The sequence below is a fragment of the Alicyclobacillus fructus genome, assembly GCF_017329605.1.
GTDB lineage: Bacteria > Bacillota > Bacilli > Alicyclobacillales > Alicyclobacillaceae > Alicyclobacillus > Alicyclobacillus fructus.
The window spans coordinates 82,729-104,961 of the sequence record NZ_JAFMTY010000006.1 but is presented as its reverse complement, the minus strand read 5'-3'; the positions used below and the strand labels follow the sequence as shown (position 1 = coordinate 104,961).

The 22,233-nt window shown below is 62.2% G+C and carries 25 protein-coding genes; all 25 read left to right on the top strand.

The annotated features are described in order from the left end of the window. The first annotated feature begins 8 nt into the window (after window positions 1-8). The 25 genes from fliF (at window position 9) to J3481_RS04515 (ending at window position 22,224) form a co-directional block, all read left to right on the top strand. Window positions 9-1,532 (top strand): flagellar basal-body MS-ring/collar protein FliF, encoded by a 1,524-nt coding sequence (gene fliF, locus J3481_RS04635; protein ID WP_206830801.1) that lies wholly within the window; start codon window positions 9-11, stop codon window positions 1,530-1,532. Between the two features lie 39 nt (window positions 1,533-1,571). Then, entirely contained in the window at window positions 1,572-2,582 is a 1,011-nt protein-coding gene (fliG, locus tag J3481_RS04630; RefSeq protein WP_206830800.1) for a flagellar motor switch protein FliG, read from the top strand. Then, complete coding sequence (locus tag J3481_RS04625) at window positions 2,575-3,363, top strand: FliH/SctL family protein (RefSeq protein WP_206830799.1); 789 nt, start codon at window positions 2,575-2,577, stop codon at window positions 3,361-3,363. Before fliG ends, J3481_RS04625 begins: the two co-directional genes overlap by 8 nt. Next, a complete protein-coding gene (locus J3481_RS04620; protein ID WP_206830798.1) occupies window positions 3,353-4,687 on the top strand; it encodes a FliI/YscN family ATPase in 1,335 nt (444 codons plus the stop codon). Before J3481_RS04625 ends, J3481_RS04620 begins: the two co-directional genes overlap by 11 nt. After that, window positions 4,684-5,139, top strand: coding sequence for a hypothetical protein (locus tag J3481_RS04615; RefSeq protein WP_206830797.1), 456 nt, complete (start codon window positions 4,684-4,686; stop codon window positions 5,137-5,139). Before J3481_RS04620 ends, J3481_RS04615 begins: the two co-directional genes overlap by 4 nt. After that, window positions 5,115-5,849, top strand: a complete 735-nt coding sequence (locus J3481_RS14940) for a MotE family protein (RefSeq protein WP_206830796.1) — start codon at window positions 5,115-5,117, stop codon at window positions 5,847-5,849. The genes J3481_RS04615 and J3481_RS14940 overlap by 25 nt, the downstream gene beginning before the upstream one ends. Window positions 5,850-5,878: 29 nt before the next feature. After that, window positions 5,879-7,105 (top strand): flagellar hook-length control protein FliK, encoded by a 1,227-nt coding sequence (locus J3481_RS14935; protein ID WP_206830795.1) that lies wholly within the window; start codon window positions 5,879-5,881, stop codon window positions 7,103-7,105. Window positions 7,106-7,116: 11 nt separating this feature from the next. Continuing rightward, window positions 7,117-7,596: a flagellar hook capping FlgD N-terminal domain-containing protein gene (locus tag J3481_RS04600; protein WP_206830794.1), complete on the top strand. Its 480-nt coding sequence runs from the start codon at window positions 7,117-7,119 to the stop codon at window positions 7,594-7,596. Then, window positions 7,593-7,976 carry a hypothetical protein gene (locus tag J3481_RS04595; RefSeq protein ID WP_206830793.1) on the top strand — a complete coding sequence of 128 codons (384 nt, stop codon included), beginning with the start codon at window positions 7,593-7,595 and terminating at the stop codon, window positions 7,974-7,976. Before J3481_RS04600 ends, J3481_RS04595 begins: the two co-directional genes overlap by 4 nt. 61 nt (window positions 7,977-8,037) lie before the next feature. Beyond that, window positions 8,038-8,916, top strand: a complete 879-nt coding sequence (locus tag J3481_RS04590; RefSeq protein WP_206830792.1) for a flagellar hook-basal body complex protein — start codon at window positions 8,038-8,040, stop codon at window positions 8,914-8,916. Window positions 8,917-8,961: 45 nt separating this feature from the next. Then, window positions 8,962-9,180 (top strand): flagellar FlbD family protein, encoded by a 219-nt coding sequence (locus tag J3481_RS04585; protein ID WP_206830791.1) that lies wholly within the window; start codon window positions 8,962-8,964, stop codon window positions 9,178-9,180. Then, window positions 9,177-9,611, top strand: coding sequence for a flagellar basal body-associated FliL family protein (locus tag J3481_RS04580; RefSeq protein WP_206830790.1), 435 nt, complete (start codon window positions 9,177-9,179; stop codon window positions 9,609-9,611). The genes J3481_RS04585 and J3481_RS04580 overlap by 4 nt, the downstream gene beginning before the upstream one ends. A gap of 12 nt (window positions 9,612-9,623) precedes the next feature. Continuing rightward, window positions 9,624-10,616, top strand: coding sequence for a flagellar motor switch protein FliM (gene fliM, locus J3481_RS04575; protein WP_206830789.1), 993 nt, complete (start codon window positions 9,624-9,626; stop codon window positions 10,614-10,616). Then, window positions 10,600-11,745: a flagellar motor switch phosphatase FliY gene (gene fliY, locus J3481_RS04570; RefSeq protein WP_206830788.1), complete on the top strand. Its 1,146-nt coding sequence runs from the start codon at window positions 10,600-10,602 to the stop codon at window positions 11,743-11,745. Before fliM ends, fliY begins: the two co-directional genes overlap by 17 nt. A 32-nt stretch (window positions 11,746-11,777) precedes the next feature. Further along, a complete protein-coding gene (locus J3481_RS04565) occupies window positions 11,778-12,137 on the top strand; it encodes a response regulator (RefSeq protein WP_206830787.1) in 360 nt (119 codons plus the stop codon). Beyond that, a complete protein-coding gene (locus J3481_RS04560; protein ID WP_206830841.1) occupies window positions 12,137-12,607 on the top strand; it encodes a flagellar biosynthetic protein FliO in 471 nt (156 codons plus the stop codon). Before J3481_RS04565 ends, J3481_RS04560 begins: the two co-directional genes overlap by 1 nt. Further along, the gene (gene fliP, locus J3481_RS04555; protein WP_206830786.1) at window positions 12,604-13,416 is read left to right on the top strand and encodes a flagellar type III secretion system pore protein FliP; all 813 of its coding nucleotides are present in this window, start codon (window positions 12,604-12,606) and stop codon (window positions 13,414-13,416) included. The genes J3481_RS04560 and fliP overlap by 4 nt, the downstream gene beginning before the upstream one ends. A gap of 17 nt (window positions 13,417-13,433) precedes the next feature. Further along, window positions 13,434-13,703, top strand: coding sequence for a flagellar biosynthesis protein FliQ (gene fliQ, locus J3481_RS04550; protein WP_206830785.1), 270 nt, complete (start codon window positions 13,434-13,436; stop codon window positions 13,701-13,703). Between the two features lie 3 nt (window positions 13,704-13,706). Then, window positions 13,707-14,480 (top strand): flagellar biosynthetic protein FliR, encoded by a 774-nt coding sequence (locus J3481_RS04545; protein WP_206830784.1) that lies wholly within the window; start codon window positions 13,707-13,709, stop codon window positions 14,478-14,480. Window positions 14,481-14,483: 3 nt separating this feature from the next. Continuing rightward, entirely contained in the window at window positions 14,484-15,569 is a 1,086-nt protein-coding gene (gene flhB / locus J3481_RS04540) for a flagellar biosynthesis protein FlhB (RefSeq protein ID WP_206830783.1), read from the top strand. 9 nt (window positions 15,570-15,578) lie between these two features. Continuing rightward, window positions 15,579-17,627, top strand: coding sequence for a flagellar biosynthesis protein FlhA (gene flhA, locus J3481_RS04535; protein WP_206830840.1), 2,049 nt, complete (start codon window positions 15,579-15,581; stop codon window positions 17,625-17,627). After that, on the top strand, window positions 17,624-18,766 hold the full coding sequence (gene flhF / locus J3481_RS04530) for a flagellar biosynthesis protein FlhF (protein WP_206830782.1): 1,143 nt from the start codon (window positions 17,624-17,626) through the stop codon (window positions 18,764-18,766). Before flhA ends, flhF begins: the two co-directional genes overlap by 4 nt. After that, the gene (locus J3481_RS04525; protein WP_206830781.1) at window positions 18,759-19,637 is read left to right on the top strand and encodes an AAA family ATPase; all 879 of its coding nucleotides are present in this window, start codon (window positions 18,759-18,761) and stop codon (window positions 19,635-19,637) included. Before flhF ends, J3481_RS04525 begins: the two co-directional genes overlap by 8 nt. Then, the gene (locus tag J3481_RS04520; RefSeq protein WP_206830780.1) at window positions 19,634-20,233 is read left to right on the top strand and encodes a CheB methylesterase domain-containing protein; all 600 of its coding nucleotides are present in this window, start codon (window positions 19,634-19,636) and stop codon (window positions 20,231-20,233) included. The genes J3481_RS04525 and J3481_RS04520 overlap by 4 nt, the downstream gene beginning before the upstream one ends. A gap of 5 nt (window positions 20,234-20,238) precedes the next feature. Beyond that, the gene (locus J3481_RS04515) at window positions 20,239-22,224 is read left to right on the top strand and encodes a chemotaxis protein CheW (protein ID WP_206830779.1); all 1,986 of its coding nucleotides are present in this window, start codon (window positions 20,239-20,241) and stop codon (window positions 22,222-22,224) included. Window positions 22,225-22,233 lie beyond the last annotated feature (9 nt).

The following is a 22,233-nucleotide window of genomic DNA, read 5'->3' as shown; positions in this document are numbered from 1 at the left end:
GAGATGCGTTGAACGAAGCCCTGCGAAACTTCTGGAACCAGGCTCGGACGAAATGGGCGGGGCTTCCAGCGCGATCGCGCCGCAACGTGATGATCGCGGCGGCTGCGCTTTTGGCGGCCCTTCTGGTGGTGGTATTTACGGCGAGTCGGCCACATTACGTGACCATCATGGAGGGCCTGGATGATAAGTCTCTTGGCCAGGTTCAGCAGGAACTGGATACGCTAAAAATCCCAAACGAGATTCAGGGCACGGCCGTTCTGGTGCCTGCGCGTGATGCGGATGAGGCGCGAATTCAGCTGGCGATGGCGGGCTTGCCCCAGAGCGGTTACGACGCCTATTCCGGAATCACGACATCGCTCGGGGAAACCCAGGACCAGTTCAATCTGCAGGTGCTGAACGCGCTCCAGCAGAGCCTGTCGACGACCATCAGCGACATCAACGGCGTCGAGTCCGCTCAGGTGCATATCGTGATGCCGCAGCAGCAGCTGTTTGTGACGCAGCCCACCACGGATGCCAAGGCGTCGGTGTTTGTGGACCTTGGTCCGGGCGTGCAACTGTCTTCTGCACAGGTGTACGGTATCCAACAGTTGGTCGCCCACTCCGTACCGGGGCTCACCGTGGGGAATGTCACCGTCGTGGACCAGTACGGCAACGTGCTTTCGAGCGACATCACGTCGTCTGGCTCTTCGTCAGGTGCGGGTGTCGCGTCTTCAGAGCTCGCGATGCGAGAAAAGCTCGAGAACGATTTGCAACAGACGCTCATTTCGGGCTTGCAGCAAATCGTGGGCGCGCAGAACGCCGTCGTGGTGGTGCATGCCAACGTCACGTTCAATCAGACCCAGACGACGACGCACACCCTGATCAACGCTCCTGGATCTAGCACGGGATTCATCACCAGCCAGGAGGTCCAGAAGTCGCAGACGTCGAGCGGTTCGCCAGGGGGCGCGGCTGGCCAGGCCGGGAGCAACCCGAACCTGAACAGCACCTATGGGGCATCGGGCGGTGGAGCGACGAATTCCACGTCGTCCAACACCATCACCAACTACGCGTACAGCTATCAAAATCAGCAGACGACCGCCGATCCGATGCAGGTGTTGGGCTATTCGGTGGGCGTGCTGTTAAACAGCAACGATAAGAGCATTACCCCCGCCGTCGAAGCGCAGATTCGCAATTTCGTGCAGAGCGTGCTGGGATCCACGCCATCGCAGGGCAAGAATGTCGTTAGCGTTTCCGCGGTCCCGTTTGCCAGTTCGCTGCAGGCGGTACCCGCTGCGCCCGGTGGGCGGACGTGGGTGTACGCGCTGGGAGGACTCCTTCTTGGAGGCGTCGTGGTTGCGGGTTATTTCTTCATGCGGCGGCGCCGGCGACCTGCCGGAGAAGTAATTGAGATTCCAGCTGGGGAAGCCTTCGAACAGCCGCTTGAAGAGCTTCCTTTGACGCAAGAAGAGGTCCTTCGCAATCAACTGACGCATTTGGCGCAGCATCGACCCGACGACTTCGCGAGCTTGCTGAGGACGTGGCTGTCCGAATGAGGCGATCGCCATCCATCATCGAGACAGGAGGCGGTAGAGGTGCAGCGGCGATCGTCGTTGACCGGGAGACAGAAGGCGGCGGTGCTCATGATCGCGCTTGGCCAGGAAGTGGCCGCCCAGGTCATGAAGCGCCTTTCGCCCGAAGAGGTGGAGCAACTCACGTTCGAGATCGCCAACGTCAACAAGGTGGGGATGGAACAGCGCGAAGCCATTCTCGAAGAATTTCGCGATCTGGCCATGGCCCGGGACTACATCCAGACCGGCGGTATCGAGTATGCGCGCGAGGTGCTGGAACGAGCGCTCGGTTCACAGGGCGCTCAGGAGGTGCTGGCGCGGTTGACGTCGTCACTGCAGGTTCGGCCGTTCCATTTCGCGCGCAAGGCGGACCCCAGTCAAATCCTGAGTTTCCTACAGGATGAACATCCGCAGACCATTGCGCTCGTGCTCGCTTACCTGGAGCCCAGTCAGGCGGCGGCCATCCTGTCCGCCCTGCCGGCGGACCTTCAGGCGGAAGTGGCTCGGCGAATCGCCACGATGAAGGGGACCTCGCCCGATGTGGTGGCCGAAGTGGAAGAGATTTTGGAAAGCAAGCTTTCCACCATGGCGAGTGTCGACAACCAGCAGGCGGGTGGTATCGAGGCGATTGTGCAGATCCTGAATGGGGTCGATCGCGCGACGGAGAAGACCATTCTTGAATCGTTGGCGGCGCGGGATCCTGAACTTGTTGATGAAATCAAGAAAAGGATGTTCGTGTTCGAGGACATCATCTTTCTCGATTCGAAGGCCATTCAGCGCGTCATTCGCGAGGTGGACGCGCGCGACTTGCAGCTTGCGCTTCGCGTCGCCAGGGAGGACGTCAAGGAGGTCATCTTCAACAACATGTCCAAGCGCATGGCCGAGCAGTTCAAAGAAGACATGGAGTACATGGGGCCCGTTCGCCTTCGCGACGTCGAGGATGCTCAGCAGCGCATCGTCGCCGTGATTCGGCATCTTGAAGATTTGGGCGAGATCGTCGTGTCACGCGGAGGAGGTGACGACATCATTGTCTAGTGTCGTCAAGCGGGGCCGAATTGAGCCTTACGCGGACTCGATTCCCATTCCGCCGTTTTCGGACGCGGAGCTGACGGACGCTCAGGTCGAAGTCGCGAGTGGTACTGCCGACCCGACATCGCACCAAGCTCCGTGGATGCAGGTCGCTTCGAGCATCCTGGCGGATGCGGAGCTTAGGGCGCGGCGAATCATCGCGGAGGCGACGGAAAGGGCTTCGGCCCTTCTCGAAGAAGCGCGGGAAGAAGCGGAGCGGCGCATCGAGGCTGCGGAACAAGCTGGGCGGGAAGAGGGGATTCGCGAGGGACGCCGCGTGGCCGAGCTTGAACTGGCGCAGGCCAAGGCGCATTGGCAGGCACAGTTGGACGAGCTGGCGCAGGAGCTTCGCCGCGATCATATGCGCCGAATTCAGGACCAGCGGTCATGGATCGCGGAAGTCGCTGTGGCAGCTGTCAGGCGCCTTCTGCGACGCGAACTTGCTTTTTCTCCCGCGGACGTGGCCAAAGTGGTCGACGAACTCCTGGGGCAGGTGATCGCGGCGTCCACCGTGTACGTGCGGGTGCATCCGTCCGACGCGGAAGCAGTGCGCGATGCTTGTCCGGCCATCGCGTTGCGGCACGGGGGTACGGTCTCCATCCAGGTGGTGCCCGATGTATCGCTGCAACCCGGAGACTGCGTGGTTGCGTCGGATGGCGTGGTCATCGATGCGCGAATGGAAGTCCGCGTGGAGGAACTGTCGCGCGTGTTGAAGGAGCTGGCGGAGGCTTTTCCCCATGGCGAATGACCGCGACTGGAGGAACTTGGTCGTCCGGGAAGTCGAGCGCAGGCGACTCGTCCGGCGCGTGGGTCGCATTCAACGCGTGATTGGGACCACGCTCGAGGTCTCGGGCCCCACGGCGTCGCTTGGGGAACTCTGTCAACTCGTGGGAGACAGGCGCCAGGGAATGGGCGAAGTGATTGGATTTCGCGAAGGTCGCCTGTATGTTGTGCCGCTGGGTCCCCTGCCGGATGTGTCGCCGGGATCGCCCGTTCACTTTCTGGATCAGACGTTTCAGGTTCGCTGTGGGCCTGGTCTGGTGGGGCGCGTGTTGAATGGGCTCGGAGAGCCCATCGATGACAAGGGCCCATTGGAGGGGCCGTTCGTCAAGCGGCCGGTGGACGCGCCTGCGATTTCACCGTTGCGCCGCGGACGGATCGACAGCCCGTACGCGACTGGCGTGAAGGCCATCGACGCCCTGCTCACCATCGGGCGCGGGCAGCGGGTGGGGTTGTTCGCCGGCAGCGGCGTGGGGAAGAGCACACTTCTCAGCATGATGGCGCGCGGGGGGCGAGCGGACGTCCACGTCATCGCGCTCGTCGGCGAGCGTGGGCGGGAGGTTCGGGAGTTCCTGGAGGACGATCTCGGCGAGGAAGGGCTGCGGCGCAGCGTGGTGGTGGTGTCCACATCCGACGATCCGCCGTACGTGCGGAGCAAGGCCGCCTTTGTCGCTACGGCCATCGCCGAGCATTTCCGCGATGAGGGGATGCATGTGACGCTCATGATGGACTCCCTCACGCGGTTCGCGATGGCGGAGCGTGAGGTGGGGCTCGCGCTGGGAGAGCCTCCGTCCTCGCGAGGATATACGCCCAGTGTGTTCGCCAAGCTCCCAGTGCTTCTCGAGCGGGCGGGACCAGGGATCTGCGGCGCGATCACGGCGGTCTACACGGTGCTCGTCGAGGGGGACGATTTCAATGACCCCATTGCGGATGCGGTGCGAGGCATCTTGGATGGGCACATCGTGCTCTCGCGTTCTCTCGCCAACCGAGGTCAGTTTCCAGCCATCGACGTATTGCAGAGTCTCTCTCGGTTATTTCCCTCCATCGCGGGCGAAGCTCATCGGCTCGCGGCCGAGCGCGTACGCGAATGGATGGCGAGGTACGCGGAGGTCGAGGATCTGCTGCGGATCGGCGCGTATCGGCAGGGCACCGATCCGGCTGCGGACGAAGCCATCGGGCACATGCCGGAAATCCTCGAATTTCTCCGCCAAAGGAAAGGTGAAACGGTTGCCTTCGAAGGCGCCGTCGAGCAATTGATGCGCATCGCGGGGGGAACGGAGGGAACGGCATGAACGACTCCATGCATCGGTTGGCGAGAAGGTTGGAGTTTATTGGATCACTTCGTCGCGCACTCTCCGAACGGGAATATGCCGCCGCCGAGCGCGTTCGAAACGAAATGGCGGATCGCCTGAGACAGACGGAAGAACGTTTGCGACAAGTGTTGACCGAGGTGGCCGATCTCCGTGAGGCGGGGGATTGGTACGTTCTGGACGCGTTTGCACGCAGGCTCGAGCAATTGCAAGGCCGATACGAAGCCGAGTGGCAGGTTCGCGCAGAGGAAGCCGAGGGCAAGAGAAGCGAACTTGCCTTGCGGCACAGAGAGGCCGAGACGTGGAAGAGCCTGAGGATCCGCCTGGACGAAGAGCAGCGAGGCCGCAGGCAACGCGCGTGGCAGGCCGAATTGGACGAACACGTCGTGATGCGGGAGGCGCGACGCTCGTGGAAGTCAAGCGATCTTCGGTGACGACAGAGGCGAAGTCGGATGGAAGGCGGACTAGGACCGCCACGCAAGGCGGAGACCGAGCGGCGAGCCGTGCTCCGCGCGGTGGTAGCCAGAAGCCCGGGGAAGTCGAGCCAATCGATGAGGAGAAAACGGGTGCTGGCCGCAAGGTGTTGACGGTTCTGTTGCTGGTCTTCGTACCGCTCGTCGTCGCTGCTGTAGCCATTGCGGCGGTGCTTGTGGTTCTCGGCGTGCCCGTGTGGCAGGACCTGCAACACCTGTTCGGTCATAAGACGAGTTCATCGTCCTCTGCGCAAGATCAGGCGCTTCGCCAGACCATAGCCATCGAGCGGTCTCAAATCCAGTCGCTCGAATCGCAGGTGGCCTCGCTGAATGACCAACTGGCCGCCGCGCGAGAGCAGGCAGCTTCGTTGCGCGATCAGGTGCGGACGCTGCGGGGACAGCTCGCATCCATCTCGAGCGGTCAACGCCAAGGCGCGTCGGAGGCGAAGGTCCTGGCGCAAATGGATCCGGCCGCCGCAGCTCAGGTTCTCGAGCACATGTCTTCCGCGCAGGCCGCTTGGGCCATCCAGTCGCTCAGCCCGGACGCTGCGGGGCCGATTCTGCAGGCGCTGCCTCCGGCCACTGCGAGCGCCCTCTTACAACAAGCTGCGCGCGACAGCCAGATTGCGTCGCTGGCGAATAGCACAGCCAATGTGGCAGGGTCTCCTTAACCGTTGAACTCGCGAAGGGAGGTGAAATCGTGGACGTTGCGCACGTGTCTGTCGCGGCCGACAAGGTGGATACCGCTGGGGGAAAGGCCAGTCCAAGGCGGAAGAGCAAGATGGACGGCGCCGACTTTTGGGCGGAGGTTTTCGCCCAAGCTGCGTCGCTCAGCGCGGACATGGTCTCGCCGATGCTACCGGCGAATCATACATCCGCAAGGAGCGCGGACAACGCCTTCGACCGCAAACCGTACCTAGGCCGCGAGTCCATCACCACCGCGACCCGCGATGCTGTTCCATTCCAGGCTGACGCGGCTCGAGAGAAGGAGATGGCGATCTCGGCGTCCCCCGTCCCGGATGTCGGCATGGGCCGAAGCGTGCCTGCGGCGTTTGAGGCGAACGCGTCCGTCAAGCATCCGCCGGTGGATGAACGCTGGCCTATCTCGACAGAGGGTGTGCAGGCTAGAAGCAGCGATGCCACAGCCGATATGCATCTGGTCGGACACGCAACGGTGGACGCTCGCGATACGCAACAGGTGGCGCAGACCATCATCCGAATGACGGGTGATCCCGCGCACCAGGAGCAAAACCGTGGTTCTCATACCGGAGACCCGGTCTCGTCCCTTGCGCCTGACGCGACCCGCCAAGGCGGCTCAGCCCCCGAGGTGCGTCTCAGTCGGCATCGAGTGCTCAGTTCTCCTGATTCGGTGCCAGCAAACCATGTCGCATCACCGTCTTTCGACGAAACGGGCGGCGCGAGCCTGGCTCTGGGGTCGTTGCACGTGGCGGAAAGTACAGCCTTCCAGACGGCATCGGTCGCGAGACCGGGAGAGGTGCCTGTGTCCACACCCACGGGTCTCGGGATGCAAATTCAGACCTGGGTTACCGTCGGTGACCACAACGGTGCCAAGACGTTGACGGTTGCACTCGAACCCAAGGAGCTTGGTGCAGTTCAGGTGGTCGTCCATCACACGGATGACGGCGTGGCGGTTCAGCTCGTCGCTTCGACGCCAGCAGGCGCCACGGTTCTCGCCGATCAACTTCCGGCTCTCATTCAACAGTTGACGCAGGCGGGGGTGTCGGTGAGTGAAGCGAGCGTCGGTCTTGCCACCGACGCGGGCGAAGATCAGGGCAGCAGGCGGGAGCGCGATGGTGGAGAGGCGGTGACAGGAACTTCGGACGTATCTGAAAACAGCCGATCGATCCGCACCGGTTATCTCGTTCACGACGCGGAGCCCACATCGCTCATCCATCTCTACGCGTGAGGAGGGAGATTGTGACGGTCAATTCCGTTTCATCCGTCAATGCGTCGACTTCACCGGTATCGGGCGCGAGCACGACGGCTGCGACCGGGTCGGCTAGCGCTTCCGGAGCCAGCACTTCGCAGACGGGGCTGAATGCACTGAATGAAAACGACTTTATGCAACTGCTGGTGACCCAACTTCAAAATCAGGATCCGTTGGATCCTGTTGATAACACACAGATGCTGGCCCAACTGGCGCAGTTCAGCGCGCTCGAAGAGATGACACAGGTGGCGCAGACGGACGCGCAGGTGCTGAGCGCTGTTCAGAATCTGGAAAGTGAAATGAGTTTGCTGATGGCGCACAGTCTGATTGGCGCTTCGGTCACGATTCAGGACGCAAGTGGCAATCAGGTGCAGGGAACGGTGTCGTCGGTGTCGATGACGAATGGAGCGCCGCAGGTTGTCGTCAACGGCAATTCGTACCCGTTGACGCAGGTGGTCGGCATGTCGTGATCGAACCGGTTTCGTGGTCGTGGGGAGAGGTTCGGTCTCGGGAAAGTGTGGCGACCTCGAGTTCGACCTCGAGCTCAGGCAGAAGCGCATTCCGGCAGGCGATGCAGAGCGCGCTTGGGCCGTGGAACGTCAGTCAGCACGCGGGCAACCGGATGGCGGAACGGGGGATATCGCTGACGTCCTCGGATTGGCTTGCCATGGAACAGGCGGCAAAGCAGGCCGAGGCAAAAGGCGCGCGGGATACGTACATGGTGATGGGAAATGTGGGCTTTGTGGTTCACTTGCCGTCGCGGACCTTGGTGACCGCGCTCCATCCCGCGGAACATCCCATTGTCACTCAAATCGACAGCGTCGTCTTCGTTTCCAGGCTGGACCGATAGGAGGCCTGCCCGGAGGGAACGGCGGAACTCCGGGAGACGGCGCCACAGGAGGGAATTAAACATGCTGCGCTCGATGAATTCGGCCATCTCAGGCATGCAGGCGTTTCAGACCGATCTCGACGTGGTGGGGAACAACATCGCGAACGTAGAGACGGTGGGTTTCAAGCAGTCGAACGTCCAGTTTGCGGACCTGTTGAGCCAGACCATGTCGGTGGGCACCGCTGGATCCGCGGGCACCACTGGATCCACGGGCGTAGGCGGAACCAATCCCGAACAGGTGGGACTCGGCGTGCAGGTTGCGGCGACGCAGATGGACATGTCGCAAGGTCCCGACGAGACGACGGGCGTGCCGACGAACGTCGCCATCCAGGGCAACGGGTTTTTCGTGGTGACGAAGGGAACGAACACGTACCTGACTCGAGCGGGGAATTTTAGTGTGGATAGCGCGGGGTATTTGGTGCTTCCGAACGGTGTCATTGCTGAGGGATACAAGAGCAAACCGTCCAGCCCTACCGCGCCGTCGACGCCCATGAACGTGTATCAGTTGGCGGGCATAACTTCGGGCACCGTTTCGAATGTCAGCATCGGAGCGGACGGGTCCATTACGGCAACGATTTTCGATGAGTCGACGTCGACGACCAAAACAGAGGTTATCGGTTACCTCGCGCTGGCCCAGGTTCCGAACCCACAGGGGCTTGTGAAGGTCGGGGACAACCTGTTTGATGCGTCGAGCCCCGCGGCTGGAAGCCTGACGTACGGGACGCCTGGCCAGGGATCGTATGGGACGCTTGCATCTGGAGAATTGGAAGGATCGAACGTCGACCTTTCGCAACAGTTTGCCGAAATGATCGTCGCACAGAACGCGTATGTGGCAAACACCCACATGATCGGCACAGACAACGCGATTCTCCAGGCGCTTGTTAACATGAAGAACTCGTGAGGCGAATGAGGGCGCGGCCGAACCGCGCCCTGGGGAGATGCGCGCATGATTGCTTTGACGCGATTAAATGGGACCGTCGTGTGGCTCAATCCACTGCACATCGAAACGATCGAGGTGACACCGGACTCCGTCGTGACGCTGACCAACGGACACAAATACGTCGTCTTAGAGGATCCGGAGACCATTGCGTCAAAAATGATTGAGGTGTATCGGCGGATTGGCCTCGTGACGGCGCCCGTTCGCGACAAGGAGGGCGGGGCATGAAAAAAGCGGTGCGCGCGATGCTCATCATCGTGATCGGCATCGTCGTGGTCGCTGGCGCGGCCATCGGCTATGTGCTGTACGCCAAGAAGCATCATGGAGCGGGCGGGGCCCCGCCGAAGGTATCCGCCAAGGAGTTGGCAGACCTGCAGGTCACCTTGCCGCAGATGACCACCAATCTCGCGGGCAGCGGCATTATTCAATTCACGCTGACCTTGCAGGCGGATTCGAAGAGTACAAAGAACGAATTGAATCTCATGGAGCCGCAGATTTCGGACGCCGTCAATGGCATCATGCGCGAGTTCACATCGGATGAACTTCGGACCGACGCCGGCCTGAATCGCCTGAAGTCGACCATTGTCAGTCAAGTCAACCGTTTGCTTCCTAACGGGAAGGTCACGGCGGCGTATCTTTCGCAAGTCTTGGTCCAGTGAGGGGGTGAGAGGGTGTCCGACGTGCTTTCCCAGTCCGAAATTGATGCGCTTTTGTACGCCATTCGCACGGGCGAGATCGATCCCGCCTCGGAGCAACGGGACCATGACCAGCCACGAGTTCGGGTGTACGATTTCCGCCGGGCCATGCGTTTTTCGAAGGATCATCTGCGCGTGTTGCGGCGCATGCACGAGCACTTCTGCCGGTTGCTTACAAGCCACCTGTCGGGACAACTGCGGTCCGTTCCGCAGATTCAGGTTGAATCGGTCGACCAGGTGCCGTATGACGAATTCATTCGTTCGATCCCGCCACTCACCGTCCTGCAGCTCTACGACATGCACCCACTTGAAGGGCGCATGGTGATGGAGATGAATCCGCAGGTCGTGTTTGCCATGTTGGACAAGTACATGGGCGGGGACAGCGCGGGGCCCTACCGCGTTCGCGAACTGACGGACATCGAGGTCATCTTGTTCCGCCGGCTGTTCGAACAAATGCCGTCCATCCTGGCGGAGGCATGGAAGACCGTGATCGATCTCGATCCCGCGTTCGTCTCGTTGGAGAGCAACCCGCAATTTTTGCAGCTCACCACGCCCAATGAGACCGTGCTCGTCGTGACCATCAGTCTCCGCGTGGGCGAAACATCGGGACTTATCAACCTTTGCATTCCGCATGCGACCATCGAACCTGTGCTGTCCAAGCTCAGCAATCGGTACTACATGGATCCGGCCTTTCAGCGCGGCAAGCGGCAGGTGAACGATGAGCTGCGCGCAAAGTTGCTCAGCGTGCCCGTGGACGTCCGGGTGGAATTGGGGCAGGCGGACTTGACGGTTCGGGAGATTTTGGACCTGTGCGAGGGCGACACCATCGTGTTGCGCCAGACGATTCGCGATCCGGCGCTCGTTTACGTCGACGGGCGGCCGGCGTTCTGGGGAAGCGTGGGCAAGCGAAATCGCGTGTACGCCGTGAAGATCGTGGGTCAGTGGGAGGCGGATGCCGATCGTGGATGACGACATGAAGCTGTCGCAGGACGAGATCGATGCGCTGTTGAAGGCCGGCGGAGCTTTGGAGCAGGATCCCGGTCTGGACCGACGGGAACGATTGACGGCGCAGGAGATCGATGTTCTCGGGGAAATAGGAAATATTTGTTTTGGCTCGGCGGCCACTTCGCTCTCATCTCTGCTCGGCCGGCGCGTCGACATCACGACCCCGGTCGTGACCGTGATTCCGCGATCGGAGGTCGAAAGCCGATTTCCGACCCCGTATGTGTTGGTACAGGTGGATTTCACGGAAGGACTTCAGGGGACGAACGCCCTGGCCATCGAACTCGAGGACGCCAGGCGGATCGCGGACCTGATGATGGGCCGCCAGCATGACGAGCCGGCAGGCGAACTCGGAGAGTTGGAGCTCAGCGCCGTGGGCGAGGCGATGAACCAGATGATGGGCAGCGCGGCCACGGCGATGAGTCAGTTGTTTGGGCGCTACATCAACATTTCTCCGCCTTCGGTTCGCGTGGTGACCTTTACTCAGGATGAGGCGCAGGCTGCGTTCGGCACAGCGGAGGATCTCGTCAACGTCGAGTTCCGCCTGCATGTGCACCAGCTCATCGATTCGCACATCATGCAACTGATGCCCGTCCCGTTCGCTCGCGAGTTGGTGCGGTCGATGAACGTACATACCGAGGCGATCGCGTCCGAAACACCGAAAGAAGACGCGGTGGGCGCTGAAACCTCGACAGCGGCGGGACCGCGCGAGGAGAACGCTTCTGGCGCGGAGACCGCGAACCGCAAGTCCGAGGGTGAAGAGCCAAGCGTCGCGATTCGTCGCCCGGCGTTTCCCGAATTCGACAAGGGAGGCTCGTCTCGCGACACCCGGCCCTCGGCCAACCTGTCGCTGCTGTACGACGTGCCGCTCAACGTCACGGTGGAACTGGGACGGGCGAAAAAGCTCATCCGCGAGATCCTTGAACTCGCTCCGGGCTCCATCTTGGAACTGGATAAGCTGGCCGGTGAACCTGTGGACATCTACGTCAACCAAAAGAAAATTGCCATCGGCGAAGTGGTCGTGATCGACGAGAACTTTGGCGTGCGCGTCACCGATATCATCCAGGCTGACAAACGAATTGATCCGCGGCCGTAAAGGCGGCACATCAGGTGGGAGGGCTCACGGCAATGGCAAACATTCTGGTGGTGGACGACGCCGCATTCATGCGGATGATGATCAAAGACATTCTGACCAAAAACGGGCACGTGGTCGTAGGAGAAGCGGCGGATGGCGCGCAGGCGGTGGAACGTTATCAAGAGCTTCGCCCCGATCTTGTCACGATGGATATTACGATGCCTGAAGTCGATGGAATTGAGGCGATCAAGCGCATCCGGGAGATCGATCCCAACGCGCGGATCATTGTGTGCTCGGCAATGGGCCAGCAGGCGATGGTGATCGAGGCGATTCAGGCGGGCGCGAAAGATTTCATTGTGAAGCCGTTTCAGGCCGATCGCGTCATCGAAGCGGTGCAGAAGGCGCTGCGGTGATGCGCTTGAGCGGAAGGCGGACGGCCATCTGGTGGGCAGGGAGCGCCCTGATTCCACCCGTGTTCATGCTCCTTCATCCACGCACCGTGATGGCGGCGAAGTCCGGCCCGCTCGCGGCAAACGGCGGGCTGTGGGCGTATGTGCAACTCGTGATTGCGCTCGTGGTCATTTTGCTGCTCATCGTCCTGTTGTTCCGGGTGCTGGGCAGGCGAGTGGCCGTGGCATCGCGTGGACAGATCGACGTGGTCGCCGCGCGCCAGGTGGCGCCCAACAAGTCGGTCCAGGTCGTGCGCGTGGGTGGCAAGCTGTATCTCATCGGCGTCGGAGACGATGTGCGTCTCTTGGCGGATGTCACGGACGAATACCCCGATTGGGTCGCCGAGGTGCCCGAACCCGAGGACGCAGAAGGGTTCGGGGCAGCGCTGCGCGAGGCCTTGGATCGGTTGAGAGAAAGGCGGCGGGACGAATGAAGCTGGAGTGGGGCCGGCGGCTGTGGTTCGTCGGCGTGGCGTGCGTCGCGCTGTGCGTGGGGATCCTCGGCTTCGTTCTCCATCCGCCGTGGGTCTATGCACAGACAACGCCGAGCGTTCCGTCCATTCCGGGCGTCAGCGTGTCTGTCGGGGGTTCGGGTCCGGCGTCGGTGGCCAACACGGTCAAGATTGTGCTGCTGTTGACAGCGCTGACCCTCGCACCGGCGTCGCTCATCCTGATGACGTGCTTCACGCGCGTCATCGTCGTCCTGTCGTTTGTGCGCAACGCGCTTTCGCTGCAGACGTCTCCGCCCAATCAGGTGCTGGTCGGGCTTGCGCTTTTCATCACGTTGTTTGTGATGCAACCCACGCTGCAACAGGCCAACGTTCAGGCGCTCCAGCCCTATCTGAAAGGCCAGATCTCACAGACCGTCGCCATTGAACGAGCCGAGGATCCGTTCAAGGTATTTATGGCCAAACAGACGAGGTCTCAAGACCTCGAACTGTTTCTCGCCTATCGCCATGAGACGTTGACGCCTGAGATGGAACGCCATCCCGAGCGCATCGCGATGTCGGCGCTGGTGCCGGCATTCACGTTGAGCGAATTGCAGACGGCATTCCAGATTGGCTTCATGATTTACCTTCCATTTCTCGTGATTGATCTCGTGGTGTCGACCACGCTCATGTCCATGGGCATGATGATGCTTCCGCCTGTCATGATTTCGCTTCCGTTCAAGGTTCTGTTGTTCGTGATGGTCAACGGCTGGTACCTCGTCGTCAAGTCGCTGCTCGCTGGCTACGCCGGATAGTGCAAGGAGGAAGCCGGATGACGGACACGTACGTGATTGGCCTTGCGGCCCAAGTGATGTGGCTCGTGGTCAAAATCACAGCTCCGGTGTTGTTGCTCGGATTGGCGATGGGGCTCATCGTCAGCATTTTTCAGGCCACGACCCAACTCCAAGAGCAGACGCTGGCGTTTATCCCGAAAATCATCGCCGTCGTGATCGCCCTGTTGGCCTTTGGACCCTGGATGCTGCAGAATCTCATCGATTTCACGAACTCGATTCTTGGCAACCTGATGCAATACGTGATGTGAACGATGAACGACGTCCTCCAGCATTTCAACCTATTCCTGCTCATGGCGGCGAGGGCAAGCGGGATGATTCTTGCCGGGCCCCTGTGGTCCAGCGCTTACTGGCCCAATGTCGCGAAAGTGGCGCTTGCGCTTGCGTTGGCGGCGTTCGCCGTGCCGGTCGTCCACACGCAGGTGCCCGATATTGCGAGTGATCCGGCGCGTTTCGTGGTTGATTTCGCGCTGGAAGCGATCGTCGGCGTGCTGCTCGGCTTCGTGGCGACCTGGATCTTCAATGCCATTCATATCGCAGGCCAGCTCGTCGATCTGCAGATCGGCATGGCGGTGGCGGATCTGTCGATGCCGGGCCTCGCCGAACAGGCCGGGGTGTTCAGCAACGTCTACAACGTATGGTTTTCGCTGTTGTTCATTGGCATGGGCGGCCTCGAGGGACTGTCCAGTGCGTTGCTTGAGTCATTCCGGCTGGTGCCCGTCGCCGACTGGCACCTTCCGACGGACTGGATTGCGCTCTGTACGCAGACGATGTCCACCGTGATGATCATGGGCATCGATGTTGCGCTGCCTGTGTTTGCGAGTTTGCTCCTTTGCGATGTCACGTTCGCGCTGCTCGCCCGCGCCGTGCCACAGATGAACGCCTTTGTCGTTGAGCTGCCGGCCAAGGTGTTCATCGGGCTCGCTTCGTTCGCCGTCGCGTTGCCGGTGACCGTGAGCTTGTTTCGGCAACTTTGGACCGTGGTGTTTCTGAGTCTGCAAAGTGTCATGCGCGTGGTCGGAGGGTGAAGGATGCATACGCTGCAACTCCAGCGATTTGCTGCGGGTGAGCGGACCGAACGGGCCACGCCCAGGCGACGCCAGGAGGCTCGGAAGGAAGGCCGCGTGGCCCGGAGTCCCGAGCTCACGTCGGCTCTGGCCTTTGCGGCCGTGATGGTGGCGCTGCGCGTCCTGGGTCCTGTGGTCTGGGGGGAATGGGAAAGCCTCATTCAGCGCGATCTCGGCGACGCCGTATTGAAGAGCTGGACGGTCGAAAACGTGCGCTCCTTGATGCTGGTGCAAGTGATGGCGGCCGCGCGAATGCTCCTGCCGGTAGCCGCGGTGGCGGTCGTGATCGGGCTCGCCGCGGCGCTCATGCAGGTTCGCCCGCTGTTTGTACCGCAGCTCTTGCTGCCAGACTTTCAGCGGATATCACCTGCCACAGGCTGGCGCCGGATCTTGAGTCTGCAAGGGGCCGTGGAGACGCTGAAATCCCTTCTGAAGCTCGGAGCCGTCGCAGGTGTCGCCTACACCTCTCTGGCATCGCTCGTGCATCAGATGATCAGCCTTTCCGCCGTGGAGCTGGCGGCCGTGCCAGCGATCCTCGGCCGATCCGTCTTCAATCTCGCCATTCGGGTGGCATGCGCGATGGTCGTGATCGCGGCCGTGGACTATGCGTATCAGCGTTATCACTTCGAACGAAGCCTGCGCATGTCCAAGCAGGACCTGAAGGACGAGTTGAAGGAGACGGAGGGCAATCCACTTGTCCGATCGGCGGTTCGCCGCCGGGCTCGGCAACTCGCCTCGAAGCGCATGATGCAAAATGTCGCCAAAGCGGATGTGGTGATCACGAACCCGACGCATTACGCGGTGGCGCTTCAGTACGAGAGCGAGACGATGAATGCACCGCAAGTCGTGGCGAAGGGCGCGGATTTCGTCGCACAAGAGATTCGGCGGCGCGCGGAGGAAAACCAAGTTCCGCTCGTCGAGAATCCGCCGCTCGCTCAGACGCTCTATCGAACGGTCGAGATCGGTCAAGAGATCCCTCCCGATTTGTATCAGGCCGTCGCGGAGGTTCTTGCCTATGTGTATCGCATGCGCGCGAAGGGGCGGAGGTGATGGGCGATGATGGCCAAATGGCTGAAACGAACCGATCTGATGGTGATGCTGTTCGTCCTTTGGACCATCGTGATGATTGTGATCCCCATCCCGCGGCCGCTTCTGGACGTGCTGATCCTTTTCAACATGTTCGTGTCCATGACGATTCTCCTCGTGGCCATGAACACGTCCGAGCCGCTCGAGTTTTCCATCTTCCCGTCGTTGTTGCTCGTGACCACGCTCTATCGTCTCTCGCTCAATATTTCGACGACACGACTCATCCTGAGCCAGGGCAACGCGGGTGCTGTCATTCAGACGTTCGGCAACTTCGTCATCGGCGACAACCCGGTTGTTGGGTTCATCGTGTTTCTGATCATCATCATTGTGCAGTACGTGGTGATCACGCGCGGTGCTGAACGCGTGGCCGAGGTGGCGGCGAGATTCACGTTGGACGCCATGCCCGGCAAGCAGCTCGCCATTGACGCCGATTTGAACGCAGGACTGATCCAGGAGGCCGAGGCGCGCAGACGGCGGGAGAAGATTCAGCAGGAAGCCGACTTCTACGGCGCGATGGATGGCGCCTCGAAATTCGTCAAAGGCGACGCCATTGCTTCCATGGTGATTGTCGCCATCAATGTGGTCGCCGGACTGATCATCGGCGTGGCCATGCAGCATGATTCGTTCAGCCAGGCGCTGCACACGTACACGATGCTGTCCGTGGGCGATGGTCTGGTCAGTCAGATTCCGGCGCTCCTGTTGTCGACAGCGACGGGGCTCATGGTGTCGCGTGCGGCAACCGATCAAAACATGGGTGCCGATGTGGTGAAACAGGTATTCGGCTACGCCCGGGCCCTGTACGTCGTCAGTGGCGCGATTTTGCTGCTCGGCATCATCACGCCCATTGGGATTTTGCCGGTCATCCCCATTGCCGGCGGCGCCACGTTGATGGCTCGACGCGCTGAGCGGCGACGCGCGATGGAAATGAAGCGTGAAGAAGAGGAAAAAGTCAGGCAGAAGCGGTCCGAGGTGAAGAAGCTGGAAAACGTCTACCAACTCATCGCGGTCGAGCCGGTCGAATTCGAATTCGGCTACGGCCTCATTCCGCTCGTGGACGTGAGGCAGGGCGGCGATTTCATGGAGCGAGTGGCCATGATTCGGCGTCAGCTCGCGACCGATCTCGGCGTGGTTCTGCCGATGGTGCGGCTGCGAGACAATGTGCTGCTGAAGCCGACGGAGTATGTCATCAAGTTGAAAGGGGTTGAGGTCGCCCGCGGCGAAATTCTCATGGGTCATTGGCTCGCGTTGAGTCCCGGGATCGACAACCCCGAAATCAAAGGCATTCCGACGAAGGATCCCACGTTTGGGCTTCCCGCGCTCTGGGTGACGGGCGAAATGAAGCTGCGCGCCGAGGCGAGCGGCTACACCGTGGTCGATCCGCCGTCCGTCATGGCGACTCACCTCACCGAGGTGTTGCGCCGCCACGCGCACGAGCTGCTCGGGCGTCAACAGGTGAAGGAGCTTCTCGACCACTTGAAACAGACACATCCCGCTGTGGTTGAAGACGTGTACCCCGGGACGCTGTCTTTGGGGCACATTCAGCGCGTGCTGTGTAACCTTCTTGAGGAAGGCGTGCCGATTCGCGATCTCGTCACCATTCTCGAGGCTCTCGCCGACGCGGGACGTCAGACCCAGGACGTGGATCAGTTGACGGAGAAGGTTCGTCAGCGTCTGGCGCGCCATATCTGTTCCCAGTACGCGCAGGGAGAACAAGGGCTCACGGTGCTGACGTTCGATCCGGCGCTCGAACGAGAAATGCAGCAGGCCGTGGTGGAGCAGGGCGGCGGCGTGTCGATAGGGCTGGAACCCACCAGGGCGCAGGCCGTGTTCCGCAAGCTCAGGGAGCACTTTGCGGAGTTGCAGGGCGCGGGCAAATCGCCTGTATTGCTGGTGCATCCGCGAATTCGGCTGCCTCTCAGCCGTCTTGTTCGCCGCTATGTGCCGGAACTGCCGGTGTTGTCGTTTGCCGAGCTCGATCCTTCGATCTCCATCCATAGCGGAGGGGTGGTGAATGTGACGTGATCGTCCGGCGTTATGTCGTGAAGGAGATGCCCGAGGCCGTCGCGTCGATTCGGCGGGAACTCGGGCAGGACGCGGTCATTCTGAGCACGCGCCAGATTCGCGTGCGCAAATGGTTGGGCCTACGGAGCGAGCGCAGGATCGAGGTCATGGCCGCGGCCAGAGAGGAGCTCGCGGCGAGTGCCGGCGCGAGTTTCGGACAGGCCCTCAAGAGGGCCATGGCCGAGCCGGGTGAGCGGACCGCCTCATCGCTCCGTTCGGAACCGTGGTCTCAGCTTGCCCATGAGCTCGCCGAAATCAAGCGGATGCTCGCGGATGCCCGTGCGCAGGATGCGCCGCTCGAGGAGGGCGGGGACAAGCCGCTCCAGCGTTGGAACGCGTTCCTCCAGACAGAGGGCGTGGATGCGGTGCTGGCTGAGCGGTGGGCGCGGATGGCACTCGGCGGCGCCAAATCACCTGGGATGCGGGGCGGCAGCGTGGAGGATTTGATCGACGCCATTGAGGGCGATCTGGGCGCATTGGCTCAACCGTCTCCGATTCGCCGCGACAGCCGGATCGTCGCGTTCGTCGGGCCGACAGGTGTCGGGAAGACGACGACCATCGCCAAGATCGCCGCGCTTCACGTCCTCGCCGGCCAGCGCCGCGTCGGCCTGTTGACGACGGACACGTTTCGAATCGCGGCGGTCGAACAGTTGAAGACGTACGCTGACATTCTGAACGTGCCCATCGCCATCGCCGATGAACCTGAACAAGTGCCTTCGGCGCTGGCTTCGCTTGCGTCGTGCGATCTCGTCCTGGTGGACACGGCGGGGAGAAACTTCTTGAATCCCGCGTCCATCGAACAGACCAAGCGCATGCTGGACCCCGTGGAGGCCGACGAGGTCCTGCTCGTCATTTCGCTCGCCACGAAACCAGCCGATGCCGTCAAAATTGCCAACATGGCCAAGCCGCTGTGTGTCGACAAGTTGATCTTTACGAAGCTCGACGAGACCGAATCGGTGGGCATGGTGCCGAGCCTCGTGGCCCTCTGCCAAAGGCCCGTCGCGTATGTCACCACGGGGCAGAACGTCCCGGATGACATCGACATCCTGTCGATGCGGGACCTGCTCTCGGCCTGGAAGGAGGTCGGCGGCGATGGCTGATCAGGCGTCTCGCCTGAGAGAGCAGATGTCGGCCTGGCTCAGGGATCGGGAGATCCGCCAAGACGGCGTGGAAGCCGGGGGAGGGGGAGGCGATGTTCCACCCGCCGCGCCCATTTTCGCCATCATGAGCGGGAAAGGCGGCGTCGGAAAGTCGAATTTGTGCGTCAATCTGGCGCTTGCGTTTGCGGAGGACGCCATGCGCGTCCTCGTGATCGATGCCGATGCGGGGTTTGCGGACGTGGAGATCTTGTTCGACTCCACGCCCCTCTTGACACTTGGCGACGTGGCCCTGGGCGCCGCCATTGAAGAGGCGCTGATTGCGCCGAAGCCGCACGTGGACGTGCTCGCGGGTGGAAGCGGGCGGTTTTTTGACGAGATCGACGAGGGAGGATGGGGGCGGCTTTGGAGCGGAATCGCGCGCGTATCGGGGCGCTACGCATGGGTGCTCGTGGACTGTGCGCCGGGCGTGCATTCGCTCGCCGAGCGCCTGCTGAAGCAAGGCGCCAATCCCATTTGTGTCGTGACGCCCGAACCGACGGCCATCACAGATGGGTACGCGCTGCTCAAGTGGATGCGGGTCAAAGGATTTCGCGGGGAACCCTGGGTTGTGGTCAACCGCGCGCAATCTCGGGCCGAAGCGGACGACACCGCCAAGCGACTTGTGGATGCGGCGGCGCGATTTTTGCAGATGCGGGTCGTGTACGCCGGGTGGATCCGTGAAGACCCAGCTTTGTCGCAGAGTGTGATGGCCCGGCGCCCTCTGCTGCAACACGTGCCGGGATCGCCCGCCGCCGCGGGGTATCGGCAGTTGGCGCGCTGGATACGGGATCGCGTGGGCCCCGGTTTCGATGGAAGAGGTGCGGTGCGTTGAGCCAAGGTGCGCGGCACGTGCAGGTGATCGTCGCCATGGGGGCATCCACCGGCGGACCGGCGGCATTTGCCGCGATCCTGCGGGATCTCCCGGTTCTGGACGGATGTGCCGTGATGATCGCGCAGCACCTCCCCGCGGCGTTCACCGCCTCGTTCGCCGAGCGGCTGAACCGAGAGAGTGCGTGGGCGGTCGGCGAGGCGCGGGACGGCGATCTCGTCGAACCCGGACAGTGCTACGTGGCCCCTGGGGGCAAAAGGACGGAAATCCTCCAGAGCGGGATGGAACTTCGCTGCGCTGTCCGGCCCCCTGCGCCTCAAGACGTGTATCTGCCGTCCATTGATGCGCTGTTTGCGAGCGTCGCTCGCGTTCGGGGCGTTCGCGCCGTCGGCGTGTTGCTCACGGGCATGGGGAGGGACGGGGTGGAGGGGCTCCGGGCGATTCGCGAAGCGGGCGGCTTCACCATCGCGGAAGCTGCGGAGACGGCCGTCGTGGACGGAATGCCGCGGCGAGCGCGGGAGGCGGGATGGGTGGATGAAACGGTCGCGCTCCACGACATCGCGGCCCGCCTGGCCGAGATCTGCCGAGTCGGAAGGTGAATGCTGTGAACGACGAGTACCTAGAGGCTTTTCTGGCGGAATCCATGGAACACGTCGATCGCCTCGAAGAGGGGTGTCTGACCCTTGAGCGCGAGGGTCCGCGTCCAGATCTCCTGGCCGACATGTTCCGAGCCGCGCACACGCTCAAGGGCATGAGCGCCACGATGGGATTTTCGCACCTCGCTCAGCTGACGCACCGCGCGGAGGACTTGCTGGGCTCGTTGCGGGAACAACCCGGAACGATTCGCGAGCGGCACGTCGAGGTGCTCCTCCTGGCGGTTGACCGGATGCGAGCGAGGCTTCAGTCGATCGCGGCCGCGGCGCGAGAGCCGGATGCACCGGACGACGACGTCTTGGCCGCGTTGGCCGAGGTGTTGCAGTCCGAGGAGGCGGCCGCGGATGTCGGGGAGACGGGCGCTGGTGCGCTCGGTGGCCTAGCTTCGCTGGCGCGCCAGGCCGCAGCCGAGGGCAAGGTGTTGTGCGAGCTTCGCATTCGCCTTGTGCCGGATTGCGTGATGCCCGGCGTGCGGCTGGCCATGGTGTATCAAACGTTGAAGCAGATGGCCGCCCTGGTTGCGGCCAGGCCTGAGGAAGAGGCGGTCATGGCGGGCCGCGTGGAAGCGACGGAAGCGGTCGCGGCCGTGATCGTCGCGCAGGGCGAGATCGACCAGGTCCGCCATGCCGTGCTCGATGTGACGGACGTGGCGGCTTGCGAAGTATCGACCCTGCGCCCTCCCGCGGAGGAGAAGGTGGGCACCTCGCACCAGGAACCACAGGGCCCCGGGCGAGACGCGGCACCATCGGGAGCGAAAGGCGCCCGCTCCTCTTCCGATCTGCGCCGGGAACCGACGCTCCGCGTGTCGGCGCGGAAGGTCGACCTGCTCATCAACACTTTGAGCGATCTCGTCATCACCAAGACGCGGCTTGCCACCTTGGTTTCCTCGTCCGACGATCCCGCCTTGCGCGAAGCGGTCGAGCGGCTGGACCGCCTGACGAGTGAGATCCAGGACGGGCTGATGGAACTCAGGATGGTTCCCGTGGAAGCGGTCTTTCACCGCTATCCCCGCATGATGCGCGATTTGGAACGCCGTCTCCAGCGTGAGTTCGACTTCGTCATGACGGGATTGGATACCGAGATGGATCGCGTCGTCCTCGAGGAGATGGGCGAGGTGGTGGTCCATCTTCTGCGCAACGCCGCCGACCACGGCCTCGAGCCTCCCGAGGTGCGCGAGTCGTGCGGGAAGCCTAGGCGCGGCACGATCCGCCTGTCCGCCTATGCGTCAGGCGGCCATGTGTACATTGAGGTGGCGGACGACGGTCGGGGCATTGATCGACGCCGCGTGCTCGATTCGGCGGTGGAAAAGGGCTTGATCACCCCTGAGGAGGGCGCCGAGATGCCGGACGAATCGGTGTATGCGCTGCTCTTTCGGCCTGGGTTCAGCACTGCGGAACGCGTTTCGGACATCTCGGGTCGAGGCGTGGGGCTCGACGCTGTCCGTGACAAGGTCGAGGCGCTCGGCGGGCGGATCCGCGTCGAGTCCGCGGCAGGCGTGGGTACGACGTTCATCATCGAACTGCCGCTCACGCTCGCCATCTTGCCTGCGCTCCTGGTGGCGTGTTGCGGGCAGGTGTTTGCCATTCCGACGGCGAATGTGGAGGAAGTGCGTCGAATGACCGAGGACGACGTGCGCCACGTCCAAGACCGCCCCGTTTTGCCGGACGCGGCGGGGATCGTGCCCATCGTGGATTTGGCCGAGCGACTGGGCCTTGAGGCGCGCCGAGACGGATATCCCCGGACGGCGGTGGTGTGCCGCGACGGAAGGCGAAGGTTGGCGCTTGTGGTCGATCACGTCCTTGACGAGCTGGAGATCGTGAACAAACCGCTCGGCCGGTACTTGCAGGGTGTGAAGGAGTTCGCCGGCGCCACCATCCTCGGTGACGGACGGGTATCGCTCATCCTTGATGTGCGTTCCATCGCCAATACGGCATAGCGCCGGAGG

Coding starts and splice junctions, on each gene's coding strand:
- fliP (WP_206830786.1), top strand. CDS start 12,604: ATGAAGCTGGAGTGGGGCCGGCGGCTGTGGTTCGTCGGCGTGGCGTGC.
- fliQ (WP_206830785.1), top strand. CDS start 13,434: ATGACGGACACGTACGTGATTGGCCTTGCGGCCCAAGTGATGTGGCTC.
- J3481_RS04615 (WP_206830797.1), top strand. CDS start 4,684: ATGAACGACTCCATGCATCGGTTGGCGAGAAGGTTGGAGTTTATTGGA.
- J3481_RS04565 (WP_206830787.1), top strand. CDS start 11,778: ATGGCAAACATTCTGGTGGTGGACGACGCCGCATTCATGCGGATGATG.
- J3481_RS04525 (WP_206830781.1), top strand. CDS start 18,759: ATGGCTGATCAGGCGTCTCGCCTGAGAGAGCAGATGTCGGCCTGGCTC.
- J3481_RS04585 (WP_206830791.1), top strand. CDS start 8,962: ATGATTGCTTTGACGCGATTAAATGGGACCGTCGTGTGGCTCAATCCA.
- flhB (WP_206830783.1), top strand. CDS start 14,484: ATGCATACGCTGCAACTCCAGCGATTTGCTGCGGGTGAGCGGACCGAA.
- J3481_RS04590 (WP_206830792.1), top strand. CDS start 8,038: ATGCTGCGCTCGATGAATTCGGCCATCTCAGGCATGCAGGCGTTTCAG.
- fliY (WP_206830788.1), top strand. CDS start 10,600: ATGCCGATCGTGGATGACGACATGAAGCTGTCGCAGGACGAGATCGAT.
- J3481_RS04620 (WP_206830798.1), top strand. CDS start 3,353: ATGGCGAATGACCGCGACTGGAGGAACTTGGTCGTCCGGGAAGTCGAG.
- J3481_RS04545 (WP_206830784.1), top strand. CDS start 13,707: ATGAACGACGTCCTCCAGCATTTCAACCTATTCCTGCTCATGGCGGCG.
- flhA (WP_206830840.1), top strand. CDS start 15,579: ATGGCCAAATGGCTGAAACGAACCGATCTGATGGTGATGCTGTTCGTC.
- J3481_RS04560 (WP_206830841.1), top strand. CDS start 12,137: ATGCGCTTGAGCGGAAGGCGGACGGCCATCTGGTGGGCAGGGAGCGCC.
- J3481_RS04580 (WP_206830790.1), top strand. CDS start 9,177: ATGAAAAAAGCGGTGCGCGCGATGCTCATCATCGTGATCGGCATCGTC.